This window comes from Bradyrhizobium sp. Kon58 (genome assembly GCF_055807455.1).
In genome coordinates, this window is sequence record NZ_JBVVOT010000040.1 from 23,896 (window position 1) to 36,646 (window position 12,751).

Here is a 12,751-nt window from a genome sequence, read left to right on the forward strand (position 1 = left end):
AGGCTAGCTATCGTCCGACCTGATACGGCCCGCCCTTTTCGAGGGCGCGGCTGTATGCTGGCCGCGCATGAATGCGCTCCAGGAACGCCATCGCCTTGGGATGGCCGAGCTCAAGCCCGCCGCGCGCCTGGGCTGCTTCGAGCGGAAAGCTCATCTGGATGTCGGCGGCGGTGAACTCGTTGCCGGCGAACCACTCGGTCTTGCCAAGCTCGCCTTCCCAATAATCCATGTGCTGCTTGAGCTGCGGATTGACCAGCGCAGTCAGCGCCTGGTTCGAGACCTTGCGCACCAGCGGGCGGAGCAACGCCGGCGCGCGCTTCGGCATCAGCGTGAACAGCAGCTTGAGCAGCAGCGGCTGCATCGCCGAGCCTTCCGCATAGTGCAGCCAATAGGTGAAGCGCAGCCGCTCCGGCGTGTTCGGCGGCGGGACCAGCCGGCCGTTGCCGTAGGTGGCGATGAGATATTCGATGATCGCGCCTGACTCGGCGATGGTGTTGCCGTTGTCGGTGATGACGGGCGACTTGCCGAGCGGATGGATGGCGCGGAGCTCCTTCGGCGCGCGCATGTCCGGCTGGCGCTGATAGCGCACGATCTCGTAGGGCACGCCCAACTCCTCGAGCAGCCACAGCACGCGCTGCGAGCGGGAATTGTTGAGGTGATGAACGGTCAGCATCGCGTGGTCCCCGGGGCTAGGCATGGTCGATCGGCCGCGCGTTCGTGCCAGCCCGGGAACGCAATGTCGAGCCATCCGGTCGGGTATTTTCATCCGGGTATATTGACCTTTGTAATTCACCCGGGTATTAAAGTCGCCACCGTGACCAATATGGCAATGATTCCAATGCAGAAGATTTTCACCGCTTTCCAAGGGCATCGCCGTCTGGTCTCCGGGCCGGCCGGAGAGGTCGCGCTGGTCATCAAGCGGATGGCGGAGCGGCCGGACCAGCCCATCGTCATCTTCGAGGACGCCACGGGCCGGTCGATCGACTTCGATCTGCGCGGCGGGGACCGCGAGGTGCTGGCGCGGCTGGCGAAGCTTGTGCCGCCCCCGGTTGAGGAGACCCCGTCGCCGAGCGAACCGCGCGGCCGCGGCCGGCCGAAGCTCGGCGTGGTCGCGCGCGAGGTGACGCTGCTGCCACGGCACTGGGAGTGGCTCAGCGCGCAGCCAGGCGGCGCCTCGGTCGCGCTGCGGAAACTTGTCGAAGAGGCGCGGCGCGCCAGCGGCGACAAGGACCGCGAGCGGCAGGCGCGCGATGCGGCCTACCACTTCATGTCGACCATGGCCGGCAATCTGCCGCAGTTCGAGGAAGCATCGCGCGCGTTGTTTGCGGATGACCGGCGGCGTTTCACCGGACTGATCGCAGACTGGCCCGCCGACATCCGCGACCACATCGTCAAGCTCGCCTATAGCGACCGCGCTTAGGCGCGCGCCTTCTCACAACCTATCGACGGCCGGGCCGCGCGCCCTTCGCGTGGCGACGGTTTCGCACGCCCTGATGAAAGGCCGATCCATGTCCGCCGCCAAGCCGCTCTGGAAGACTTTTCTGCGCTTCCTCGCACCGTTGATGCTGAGCAACGCGCTGCAATCGCTGTTCGGCACCGTCAGCAACGTCTATCTCGGCCAGATGATCGGGATTGACGCGCTCGCATCGGTCTCGGTGTTCTTTCCGGTGATGTTCTTCCTGTTCGCCTTCGTCATGGGCCTGAGCACCGGCGCCACGGTGCTGATCGGCCAGGCCTATGGTGCTGGCGAGCAGGGCCGGATCAAGCTCATTGTGGGCACGACGCTCGCGATCGGCCTGCTGCTCTCGATTCCAATTGCACTGACCGGCGGCATCTTTAGCCGGCAATTGATGATGATGCTCGCAACGCCCGCGGACATTCTCGACCAGGCCAGCGCCTATGCCCGCATCATGCTGCTCACCATGCCCCTCGGCTTCGTCTTCCTGCTGATGACGGCGATGATCCGCGGCGTCGGCGACGCGCTGACGCCGCTGCTGGCGCTGGCCTTGTCGACCGCGATCGGCTTGATCCTGACGCCGATGCTGATCCGCGGGTCGTTCGGATTTCCGGCGGCCGGCATCACCAGCCCGGCCTGGGCGGCGGCGATCGCCAACGCGCTGACGCTGGTCGCGCTGGCCGCCTATCTGCTGCGAAGAAAACATGCATTGGCACCGGACGCTGCACTGCTGCGTCATCTGCAGCTCAATCGTGAGGTACTGGGGCAAATTCTCGGCATTGGACTGCCGAGCGCAATCGGCATGGTGGTGATGGCGATCGCCGAGCTGGTGCTGCTCGGCCTCGTCAACGGCTTCGGCTCGAGCGCAACCGCAGCCTATGGCGCGGTCAACCAGGTGATGGGCTACACGCAGTTCACGGCGATGTCGATTTCAATCGCGGTCTCGATCCTCGGCGCGCAGGCGGTTGGCCGCGGCGACAGAACGGGGCTCGACGGCATCGTGCGCACCGGACTTGCATTCAACATCGTCCTGACGGGCGGGCTGGTGGCGCTGATCTATCTCGCGCCGCGCGCCGTGCTCGGTATCTTCATCACTGATGACACCGTGCTCGATCTGGCGAAGGGCTTGATCAACATCGCACTGTGGAGCTCGGTGCCGTTCGGCCTGGCGACGGTGTTTTCCGGCGCAATGCGCGCCGCCGGCGTGGCACTGACGCCAATGCTGCTCGCGATCTTCGCCATTGGAGCAATCGAACTGCCGTCCGCGGTGATCCTGAGCCGCACGATCGGCCTTGAGGGTGTGTGGGCCGCCTATCCGATCGTGTTCTGCTCCATGTTCCTTTTGCAGATGGGCTATTACCTTCTGGTGTGGCGCAAGCGAACGATCCGGCGTCTGACCTGACGACATCATCAAGAGATTATGACCGTCATTAAAAGGTGGACCCGCGGCGCGCGCTGCGCCACAATGCGAAAAAGCGACGTCAGGGAGGATGATTTTGACCCGCACAGCCCCGCAATTCCTGTTCGATTTCGGCAGTCCGAACGCCTATCTCAGTCATCTCGCGATTCCCGCGATCGAGCAGCGCATCGGCGTCAAGTTCGAGTACGTGCCGATCCTGCTCGGCGGCATCTTCAAGTCGACCAACAACAAGTCGCCGGCCGAGACGCTCGCCGGCGTCAAGAACAAGCGGGAATTCCAGGCGGTCGAGACCGAGCGCTTCGTCAAGCGCTTCAAGGTGCAGCCCTATGTCTGGAATCCGTTCTTCCCGGTCAACACGCTGAACCTGATGCGCGCGGCGATCGCGGCGCAGCTCGAAGGCGTGTTCGAAATGTACGTCGAGGCCGCCTTCCATCACATGTGGCGCGAGCCGAAGAAGATGGACGATCCGGAAATCGCAGTGAAGGCGCTGGCGTCCTCCGGCCTCGACGCGCAAAAGCTGTTCACCCGCGCCGGGGAACCCGAGGTGAAGGGCAGACTGATCAAGAACACCGAGGAGGCCGTCGCGCGTGGCGCGTTCGGCTCGCCGACCTTCTTTGTCGGCGACGAGATGTTCTTCGGCAAGGAGCAGTTGCGCGAGGTCGAGGAGATGGTGTCGGGGAAGTGATTTTCTCGAAGTAGGGAAACCGAGCAATGTCGTCTTGGCGAAAGCCAGGACCCTTAACCATCGAATCGCGTTTGGCGATAGGCTGGGGCTCCGACTTGTCCGACAAGAGGCAGTCGGGGTAATGGGTCCTGGCTTTCGCCAGGACGACGAAAAAGAACGAACAACAAGGACGATCCCATGCGTATCCTCGTGGTCGGCGCTGGCGCCATCGGCGGCTATTTTGGTGGCAGGCTGTTGCAGGCCGGTCGCGACGTCACCTTCCTGGTCCGGCCACGACGCGCCAGCGAACTCGCGAGCGCCGGCCTCGTCATCAAGAGCCCGAACGGCGACGTCACGCTGAAAAATCCGCCGACCGTCCAGGCCGACGCGCTCAAGGACAAGTTCGACGTCGTGCTGCTCAGCTGCAAGGCCTTCGACCTCGACGACGCCATCAAGTCGTTCGCGGCAGCAGTCGGGCCCGACACGGCCATCATCCCCATGCTCAACGGCATGAAGCATCTCGACATCCTCGACGACAAGTTCGGTAAGGAGCGCGTGCTCGGTGGCCTCTGCGCCATCGCTGCAACGCTCAACGAGAAGCGCGAGGTGGTGCAGCTCCAGCCGATGCAGTCGATCAATTACGGCGAGCGCGATGGCAAGCTGTCGGATCGGGTCAAGGCAATCGACGAGGCCTTCAAGAGCGGCATCAATGGGGCCACCGCCAGCCAGAACATCATGCAGGACATGTGGGAGAAGTGGGTGTTCCTCTCCTCGCTGGCGGCGTCCACCAGCCTGATGCGCACCTCCGTCGGCAACATTCTCGCCGCGCCCGGCGGCAGGGATTTCCTGCTCGGCATGCTGGACGAGACCAGTGCGATCGCCGCCGCGTCGGGCTACACGCCGGGCGGGCCGTTCTTCGAGCGCGTGAAGGGCAACCTCACCACCGAGGGTTCACCCATGACGGCCTCGATGTTCCGCGACGTCAAGGCGGGTCTGCCGGTCGAAGCCGATCACGTCATCGGCGACCTCATCGCGCGCGCCGATGCCGCCAAGGTGCCGGTGCCGAAGCTGCGCATCGCCTACACGCATTTGAAGGCGTATGAGCAGCAGCGGGCGGGGTAAGGCCCCTCGCTCGATCGTCGTCCCCGATCTGCGCTCCGCTTGTCCGAGACGACGGTGGAGTTTTGCAGCTACATCGCGCGCTATTTGAAATACGCGAGATAGTGCGAGACGGCGGTGATTTCCTCATCGCTCATGTGATAGGCGACGTCGGCCATCGCGGCGCCACCGCCGCCGACGCGCTGGCTGCTCTTGTAGTCGTGCAGCGACTTGACCAGGTATTCCTCGCGCTGGCCCGCGAGCCGCGCGACTGCCTTGGTGCCGGCAAAGCTATCGGTATGACATGAGGCGCAGCGGCGGCCGGCGGCAACTTGCGCGCCGTTTTTCGACAGGTCCGGATCCTTGTCTTCCGCCGCTGTCGGCGGCGTCAGCGCGGCGAAATAGGCGCCGAGATTGCGGACGTCCTCGTTGGTGATCTCCTCGGCGATCGGCTGCATCTGGTCGTTCTTGCGCGAGCCGGCGCGGAAGAACACGAGCTGCCATTGCAGGAATTGATCGGGCTGGCCAGCGAGCGAAGGGATGTTCTCGGTCTGCGAGATGCCGTTCTCGCCGTGACAGCCGGCGCAGACGGCGGCCTTCTCCTTGATCGCGGCATTGTCGGCGGCGCTTGTAGGGAGAGAACCGAGCGCGAGAAGCGCAACCGCGCTGATTGCGTGCGAGATGAACTGCCGGCGCATGATTGGAATTTCCGATCTGTCGAACGCTCATTCCGGGGCGGCGAAGCGCGTGCCCGGAGTTCGATAATCCCCGTTCGCCGCTATGGGTTCCGGATATCTACGTAAGTAGGAACGACAGCGTGCGAAATTGAAATGAAAAGGCTGCGGTGCCCCTCGGCACCGCAGCCTCGCGTCGTCTTACGCTACTTCTTGCTGTAGCTGATGCGGTAGATCGCGCCGGCCCAATCGTCGGCGACGAGGATCGAGCCGTCCTTGGCGAGGATGATATCGTCGGGACGGCCGAGATAGCCCTGGTCGCCCTCGATCCAGCCGGAGGCGAACACCTCCTGCTTGGCGTTCTTGCCGTCGGGCCCGACGATCACGCGCATGATGCGTCCGCCCTGGTACTTGTGGCGATTCCAGGAGCCGTGCTCGGCGATCAGGATGTTGTTCTTGTACTCGGCCGGGAATTGGTCGCCGGTATAGAACTTCATGCCGAGCGGAGCGACGTGAGCGCCGAGGTTCAGCACGGGCGGCGTGAACTCGGAGCATTTGTGGCCCATCGCGAACTTGGTATCCGGCAGGTCACCCTGGTGGCAGTAGGGATAGCCGAAGTGCTCGCCGATCTTGCTGATCATATTCAGCTTGTCCGAGGGCAGATCGTCGCTGATCCAGTCGCGGGCGTTCTCGGTGAACCAGAACTTGCCGGTGCGCGGATCGACGTCGCCGCCGACCGAGTTGCGAACGCCGAGCGCATAGATTTCCGCATTGCCGGTCTTGGGATCGACGCGGCGGATCTGCGAGACGCTGGTCGGGGGCACGCCGATGTTGAAGGGCGGTCCGAACGGAATGTAGAACCAGCCTTCCTTGTCGACCGCGATGTACTTCCAGCCATGCGCGGCATAGGACGGCATGTCGTCATAGACGACCTTGCCCTCGCCGAGATTGTCGAGCTTGTTTTCGACATCGTCGTAGCGGATCAGCTTGTCGACCGCGATGACGTAGAGCGCACCGTCCTTGACGGCCAGCCCCGTGGGCATGTTCAGCCCCTTGAGGATGGTCTTGACCTCTTTCTTTCCGTTGTTGTCCTTGATGGCGTAGACGTTGCCGAGGCCGAACGAGCCGACGAACAGCGTGCCCTTGTCGCCCCAGGCCATCTGCCGCGCGGCCAGCACGCCGGAGGCGTAGACCTCCATCTTGAAGCCCGCCGGCAGCTTGACCTTCTTGACGATGTTGGCGAGCTCGGAATCGGACGCGCCGGTCGGCGGGCCCGAGGGCGGCGCCAGGCCCTTCTGCGCCTCGGTCTCGTCGCCGAGGAACCAGTCGTCCGGCGGATGGGTCCAGAACTCCTTGGTGCCGGATTCGTATTTCTTCAGCGGCTTGTTCTTGTCCTGCTGCTGCGCGTGACCGGCGCTTGTCCCCGCGAGAAGGGCAACCGCTGCAAGCGCCAGAACGGATTGAAAGACGGATCGATGGAATTTCATCGCGTCACTCCCCTAAGGCAGCCATCAGGGCTGCACATTATTTTGTTTTGCTAGTCGAGAGGCGAAGTTTGGACTCTGTCGAGAGGACAGGCGAAAAAGGTTAGCACATCTGCCAGCGGAGAGAAGCGCGCCGCGTGCGCTGCGATAGCCCTCAATAAAAATTGAGACGTAAAGTCAACGATGGCGAATGCCGCCACGACAACGCTCTCGCTGCAGCGCGGAATCAAGATCGCGCGCGGCTAATTTGCAGGCAGCAGGAGGTCCGGAACAAAAAAACGCGAAAACAACCCCATGCACAGTAGAAATGCTCTGGCCGTCTTGCTGCCGGTGACTCCGGGTAGACATCTGACGCGTCGAGCGAATTAGCAAAGGTGGCGGCTACGGGGCGACGGGGTAGGGACCATCGTCGAAAATCGTCTCATGATAGCCTTTGGATCCGACATCGCGCGCCAGCGTGCTGCGAAAATCGCGATCATCGCGAAGACAGTTCAGGACATGCGCGAAGTCGAATTCGGGCCGCCAGCCCAGCTCGCGCCGTGCGCGCGCGTTGACATAGACGCGGTCGATCGCGGGGAATAGCCGCCAGCCGCGCGCAGCGTAGAGCTCCGCACACTCCGGATAGAGCTCGCGCACCACACCAGCCGCGTCGCGCGCCAGCGCAGCGAGGTGGCGTTGCTCGAACGGGCTCGTGGCCGACACGATATAGCGGGCAAACCCGATGTCCGGCGCGCGCTCGGCGGCGAGCAGATGGGCGCTTACCGCGTCCGCGATATCCAGCCGGCGATAGAGCAGCTCGTTGGCCTGCGCGTTCTCCGCCGCGTAAGCCGACCGCATCGCCGGATCGTCATCGTCTTCCGGGAAGAAGCGCGAGGTCCTCAAGACCACGACGGGCAGGCCGCGCTCGCGATGGAACAACTCGCAGAGGGTCTCGGCCATCAGCTTGGTCGTGCCGTAGATGTTCTTCGGGATCGGCGGAAGGTCCTCGGTGACCCACACAGCGGCTTGGCCCGCCTCGGAGCGGAGTTGCGAGCCGAACGCGCTGGTGGTGCTGGTGAAGACAAAACTGCGCACGCCGGCAGCCACGGCTGCTTCGAGCAGGTTGAGCGTGCCGGTGACATTGGTGTCGATGAAGGATTGCTTGCTGTGGGTCGCCACATGCGGCTTGTGCAGCGTCGCGGTGTGGATCACCGCGGTGACGCCGTCCATCTGGCGCCGCACGAAATCGGAATCGACGATCGAGCCGACGGCATCGGTGAAGGGCGATGGCTTCAGGTCGATGCCACGTGCAGGCGACCCGCGCCCACGGAGCGTGCGGAGAAGGGCCTCGCCGAGATGGCCCGCGCTGCCTGTGACCAAAATCGTCATTCGCGACCCAATACAGCCGCCAGCGGCGTGGAAGACCACGTGCTCGTCCTGTTCGGCTGGATGCTTTGGGAAAAATTGGAGCGGGCGAAGGGGCTCGAACCCTCGACCCCGACCTTGGCAAGGTCGTGCTCTACCACTGAGCTACACCCGCATCCTGTGTCGGTCGCATGACTGCGCCGGCAACGGCTGTCGTATGCCAAAAGCGGGCGGGGAATGCAACAGCTACCGGCGGCATAGATTCGCAATCGGAGGCCCGATATCGACCCGAACGCGGCCAAATGACCCAAAAAGGTCTCGGAACCGGCGAATCGGCACGCACGGATTGAAATTCGGCCGTCCCGGCCCAATTTAGGGCCAACAGCGAAGCATATGAATTGGCGACGTGCTAAAGACCCGCCAATTCCAGATATCAGACGAGGGGATCCCGTGACGATCATCGACCAGGGTAACGGAGCAGCGGGCCCGGCTGCCGCCGATCTGATCAAGGACACGACCACCCAGACCTTCGTGAAGGACGTCATCGAGGAATCGAAGCGCCAGCCGGTGCTGATCGACTTCTGGGCGGAATGGTGCGGCCCCTGCAAGCAGCTCACGCCCTTGCTGGAAAAAGCGGTCAAGGCCGCCAAGGGCAAGGTCAAGCTGGTCAAGATGAACATCGACCAGCATCCGGCGATCCCGGGCCAGATGGGCATCCAGTCGATTCCGGCGGTGATCGCCTTCGTCAACGGCCAGCCGGCCGACGGCTTCATGGGTGCGGTCCCTGAGAGCCAGCTCAACGCCTTCATCGAGAAGCTGACCAAGGGCGTGACCGCGCCGGGTGAGCCGAATATCGCGGAAATCCTCCAGGAAGCCGAGGCCGTGCTCGCCGAGGGCGATGCCGCCGCGGCCGCGCAGATCTACGCGGAAGTGCTGCAGCTCGAATCGACCAACATCGCGGCCCTGGCCGGGCTCGCGAAATGCTACGCCGTCTCCGGCGCGATGGAGCAAGCCAAGCAGACGCTCGCCATGGTGCCGGAATCCAAGCGCAACGACCCTGCTGTGAAAGCCGTGCAGACCGCGATCGATCTCGCCGAGCAGGCTGAGCAGCTCGGGCCCGTCGCCGAGCTGGAACAGAAAGTCGCCGCAAACCCGCTCGATCATCAGGCCCGATTCGACCTCGCGATCGCGCTCAACGCCCAAGGCAACCGGGCAGCGGCCACCGAGCAGCTGCTCGCGATCATCAAGCGCGACCGCAAATGGAACGACGACGGCGCCCGCAAGCAGCTGGTGCAGTTCTTCGAGGCTTGGGGCGGCACGGACGATGCAACCGTCGAGGGACGCAAGCGCTTGTCGATCATCCTGTTTTCCTGACACGCGCTGGCAAGGCCAAGGGACCCGGCAGATGCCGATCAACATCGAATATCGCGGGCCCGCCGACCTTCCGGAGATCCTTCCGGTGTTTCCGTTGCCGGGCGCGCTGCTGCTGCCGCGCGGCCAGATGCCGCTCAACATCTTCGAGCCGCGCTACCTCGCGATGATCGACGATGCCTTCCGCGACGGCCATCGCCTGATCGGCATGATCCAGCCCGACATCGCGCATTCGGCCAAGAACTCCGACAAGCCCTCGCTGTTCAGCGTCGGCTGTGTCGGCCGCATCACCCAGCTCGCCGAATCCGGCGACGGCCGCTACATCCTCGAGCTCACCGGCGTCTCGCGCTTCAAAGTGCTCGAGGAGCTCGAAGTGCTCACCGCCTACCGCCAGTGCAAGGTGGATTTTTTCGCCTTCGTCGACGACTTCACGCCGCGCATGGGCGAGGACGAGGTCGATCGCGAGGCACTGTTGACGGTGCTGGCGGATTTTTTGAAAGCCAACAACCTCAAGGTCGACTGGGAGGGCGTCGAGACCGCCCCCAACGAAGCGCTCGTCAACGCGCTTGCGATGATGTCGCCCTATGGCGTGGCCGAGAAGCAAGCGATGCTGGAAGCGCCCGACCTGAAGACCCGCGCCGAAATTTTGATCGCGGTCACCGAGATGGATCTCGCGAAGAAGCGCACCAGCGGCGATCCGCCGCTGCAGTGACAGGTCCCTGCGCGCCTGCTCAGGAATGATGCCGGATGCGCTTGCGTCCGGTGATCATCGCGCTGATCAGGTTCTCGCGCTGGAGACGTCCCATCATCAGCACGCCCAGGACGTGCAGCACGACCAGGACGATGACCGCGTCGGATGAATAGTGGTGGGTGTCCTCGACCCACCAGACGCCGAAAAAGGTCACGGTCACCGACATCGCGCCTGATATCGTCGAGACCGCGAGCGAGACCAGCAGCGCCACCAGCATCAACGTGCCGGCGGGATTGAGCCCGATATAGCGACCGGTGATGCCGCGGCGCAGATTCCAGAGATAATTCGGCGCGGCCCGAAGCCTGACGCCGACCATGCGGAAGCGCGAATAGCGGCTTCCCCAAAGACCCCAGACCAGACGGAAGGCAACAAGCCCGAGCACGGTATAACCGACGATGCGGTGAAGTCCGTCATAGACAGTGGGCGTGAACCACGCGGCCAGGACGCAAGCCGCGAGCGCCCAGTGCCACAGCCGCAGCGGGAGGTCCCAGACCGCGACTGTCCGCGAAGCGGTGCGATCCGCGGGGGTCCGGTTGGACTCCCCGCGTGCGTGCGGTACCGTTTCTTCGATCAAGCGAGGACCACCCTCAGGCATGACTTTGCGCAGACCATTTGCGCGCAGACCATCTGGCGCGGTCTACTTCGCAATCGTGTGCTTCAGGCTGAGATCTTCGGGGCTGTAGAACAGCTCGTAAAGCTTGCCTTCCTTGACGCCGTAGACCTCGTAGCACGAGCCTTCGATCTTGGAGCGCCGCACCTCGTAGCCGAGCGCCTTGGCCTTGGCTTCGGCTTCGCTCGCCGGCTTCCAGGACGCCTTGTCGAGCTTGGTGCAGTCCTTGAAACCGTCGGCCAAGGCGGCCGATCCCATCCCAATCCCGATCGTCAATGCAACGGCAACAACACGAATAACCTTCACGAACGTCTCCTCTTCTGTCGTGGGCGCTACGCCCTGGGGCGAAGCGGGACCGAAGGAAGCAAAGCACATGATGAAGTCAATGCGGTTCGCGGCCCGCTCGCTTTAGAGTTATTCTAACGATCCGAAAAAGATCAGCGCTCTCCGTGTGCAGCGCGCATTTGAGACGACGCTGCGGCCTTACGTCTCACGGTTTGATGGCCAGCTGATCGGGCGCGTCGCTCAGTAGCCGGCGACTGCCATGACGACGACGGCGCTGAGCGCCATCCAGCCAAAATGCCGGCCGCGGGTGGCCCATGCGTTGGCGAGAGCGGAGAAGCCGAACACACCGGCCATGGTGACGACGATCCAGTGACGCGCCGGCTCCGATTGCATCCAGGGCGCCGCGATCAGGAGCACGCCGCCGCCGATCCAGGCGACGGTCGAGGCCTGCCAGACCAGGCGGATCAGGGTGCGGAGCCGTTCCGGCTCGATGCGGGCGCGGGCAAAGACCTTGGTCTCGCCGAGAATGCCATGGATGAGGGCCACGGCGATGGTCACGACCCCGGCGCACTGGAGCAAGAGATCACGCATCGTCAAAGCTCCCTGCAAATCTCGTCCATACAGTTCTGTATGGTGAGATAGGCGCTGGCCTGCCGGCTGTCAATACACTAGTGTATGGTTTGCATCCGGAACCCGCCATGGCCGAACAGCTGACCGCCGACGACTGGATCAAGCAGGGCCTGAAGGCGCTCGCGCGAGACGGCTTCACCGCGCTGAAAGCCGATCCGCTGGCGAAAGCCATGGGGGTCTCGCGCGGCAGCTTCTATTGGCATTTCGCCGATCTCGGCGCGTTCCATGCTGCTCTCTTGAAGCGCTGGCGAGAGATCGCGGCCGAGCAGATCATCGCCGATGTCGAGACGGACGGCGACGAGCCTCTGAAAGCGCTGCTGCGCAGGACTTTTGGCGCGCGGCTCGACCTCGAGCGCGCGGTGCGGAACTGGGCGGCCTTCGATGCGGCGGCACTAACGGCGGTGCGTGCCATCGACCGGCGCAGGCTCGACTATATCGAGGAGCTGCTGAGGAAGCGCGGGTTCGAGGCGGCGACGGCGCGAGCCCGCGCCCAAATCCTGTACTGGACGTTTCTCGGCTTCGCCCTGTCCGGCTCGCCATTTCCGGCCGCGCGGCTCGAGGGCCTGCTCGACGAGATCCTGCGGATGGTTTCCGCTTGAGGCGACGCGATGGGCTGCTACGATTTTTTATGCTAGAGGCAACCGACCGCCGGAGACCCCCATGAACGCGCCCACCGAACGCCCCGAAGCCAGCGTCGATCCCAAATTGCTGGAGATTTTGGTCTGCCCGCTGACCAAGGGTCCGCTGGAGTTCGATTCTGCAAAGCAGGAGCTGATCTCGCGCAGCGCGAAGCTCGCCTATCCGATCCGCGACGGCATCCCGATCATGCTGCCGGAAGAGGCCCGCAAGATCGATTGAGGGCGTGTAGCGCGCTGCCAGACTTGTAGCCCGGATGGAGCGCAGCGAAATCCGGGGTTCCTCGTATGACGCAGCGGCCCCGGATTACGCTGCGCTCCATCCGGGC

Annotated in this window: 15 protein-coding genes and 1 tRNA gene; 8 read left to right on the plus strand and 8 right to left on the minus strand. The window is 63.7% G+C overall.

Going from position 1 to position 12,751, the window contains the following annotated elements; genetic code table 11:
- Positions 1-7: 7 nt before the first annotated feature.
- On the minus strand, positions 8-673 hold the full coding sequence (locus tag AC0L20_RS36000) for a glutathione S-transferase family protein (RefSeq protein WP_085349216.1): 666 nt from the start codon (positions 671-673) through the stop codon (positions 8-10).
- 150 nt (positions 674-823) lie between these two features.
- Between AC0L20_RS36000 and AC0L20_RS36005 the strand changes: the two genes are divergently transcribed.
- From AC0L20_RS36005 to panE, 4 genes are all read left to right on the plus strand, one after another.
- Positions 824-1,420, plus strand: a complete 597-nt coding sequence (locus AC0L20_RS36005; RefSeq protein ID WP_473295128.1) for a DUF2239 family protein — start codon at positions 824-826, stop codon at positions 1,418-1,420.
- Positions 1,421-1,508: 88 nt separating this feature from the next.
- A complete protein-coding gene (locus AC0L20_RS36010; RefSeq protein ID WP_473295129.1) occupies positions 1,509-2,858 on the plus strand; it encodes an MATE family efflux transporter in 1,350 nt (449 codons plus the stop codon).
- Between the two features lie 88 nt (positions 2,859-2,946).
- On the plus strand, positions 2,947-3,561 hold the full coding sequence (locus AC0L20_RS36015) for a 2-hydroxychromene-2-carboxylate isomerase (protein WP_473295130.1): 615 nt from the start codon (positions 2,947-2,949) through the stop codon (positions 3,559-3,561).
- Between the two features lie 177 nt (positions 3,562-3,738).
- The gene (gene panE / locus AC0L20_RS36020; RefSeq protein ID WP_473295131.1) at positions 3,739-4,662 is read left to right on the plus strand and encodes a 2-dehydropantoate 2-reductase; all 924 of its coding nucleotides are present in this window, start codon (positions 3,739-3,741) and stop codon (positions 4,660-4,662) included.
- Positions 4,663-4,742: 80 nt separating this feature from the next.
- On the opposite strand, the gene AC0L20_RS36025 is transcribed toward panE, so the two are convergent.
- The 4 genes from AC0L20_RS36025 to AC0L20_RS36040 all read right to left on the minus strand — a co-directional run bounded on the left by AC0L20_RS36025 (position 4,743) and on the right by AC0L20_RS36040 (position 8,315).
- On the minus strand, positions 4,743-5,336 hold the full coding sequence (locus AC0L20_RS36025) for a c-type cytochrome (RefSeq protein ID WP_473295132.1): 594 nt from the start codon (positions 5,334-5,336) through the stop codon (positions 4,743-4,745).
- Between the two features lie 182 nt (positions 5,337-5,518).
- Positions 5,519-6,799, minus strand: a complete 1,281-nt coding sequence (locus AC0L20_RS36030; protein WP_473295133.1) for a PQQ-dependent sugar dehydrogenase — start codon at positions 6,797-6,799, stop codon at positions 5,519-5,521.
- Positions 6,800-7,177: 378 nt separating this feature from the next.
- A complete protein-coding gene (locus tag AC0L20_RS36035; RefSeq protein WP_473295134.1) occupies positions 7,178-8,164 on the minus strand; it encodes an NAD-dependent epimerase/dehydratase family protein in 987 nt (328 codons plus the stop codon).
- A gap of 76 nt (positions 8,165-8,240) precedes the next feature.
- A tRNA-Gly gene (locus AC0L20_RS36040) sits at positions 8,241-8,315 on the minus strand.
- Positions 8,316-8,590: 275 nt separating this feature from the next.
- Between AC0L20_RS36040 and trxA the strand changes: the two genes are divergently transcribed.
- Together trxA and AC0L20_RS36050 are read left to right on the plus strand one after the other, a co-directional pair.
- The gene (trxA, locus tag AC0L20_RS36045) at positions 8,591-9,514 is read left to right on the plus strand and encodes a thioredoxin (RefSeq protein ID WP_354064914.1); all 924 of its coding nucleotides are present in this window, start codon (positions 8,591-8,593) and stop codon (positions 9,512-9,514) included.
- A gap of 31 nt (positions 9,515-9,545) precedes the next feature.
- Positions 9,546-10,223 carry an LON peptidase substrate-binding domain-containing protein gene (locus tag AC0L20_RS36050; protein ID WP_027514858.1) on the plus strand — a complete coding sequence of 226 codons (678 nt, stop codon included), beginning with the start codon at positions 9,546-9,548 and terminating at the stop codon, positions 10,221-10,223.
- Between the two features lie 19 nt (positions 10,224-10,242).
- Here the strand turns inward: AC0L20_RS36050 and AC0L20_RS36055 are convergent, their stop codons facing one another.
- The 3 genes from AC0L20_RS36055 to AC0L20_RS36065 form a co-directional block, all read right to left on the minus strand.
- A complete protein-coding gene (locus AC0L20_RS36055; protein ID WP_473295135.1) occupies positions 10,243-10,836 on the minus strand; it encodes a cytochrome b/b6 domain-containing protein in 594 nt (197 codons plus the stop codon).
- A 63-nt stretch (positions 10,837-10,899) separates the two neighbouring features.
- Positions 10,900-11,178, minus strand: coding sequence for a PepSY domain-containing protein (locus AC0L20_RS36060; protein WP_247357338.1), 279 nt, complete (start codon positions 11,176-11,178; stop codon positions 10,900-10,902).
- A 219-nt stretch (positions 11,179-11,397) separates the two neighbouring features.
- Positions 11,398-11,748, minus strand: coding sequence for a hypothetical protein (locus AC0L20_RS36065; protein WP_473295136.1), 351 nt, complete (start codon positions 11,746-11,748; stop codon positions 11,398-11,400).
- Between the two features lie 107 nt (positions 11,749-11,855).
- Between AC0L20_RS36065 and AC0L20_RS36070 the strand changes: the two genes are divergently transcribed.
- Positions 11,856-12,386, plus strand: a complete 531-nt coding sequence (locus tag AC0L20_RS36070) for a TetR/AcrR family transcriptional regulator (protein WP_473295137.1) — start codon at positions 11,856-11,858, stop codon at positions 12,384-12,386.
- 61 nt (positions 12,387-12,447) lie between these two features.
- A complete protein-coding gene (locus AC0L20_RS36075; protein ID WP_007598651.1) occupies positions 12,448-12,645 on the plus strand; it encodes a Trm112 family protein in 198 nt (65 codons plus the stop codon).
- Positions 12,646-12,751 lie beyond the last annotated feature (106 nt).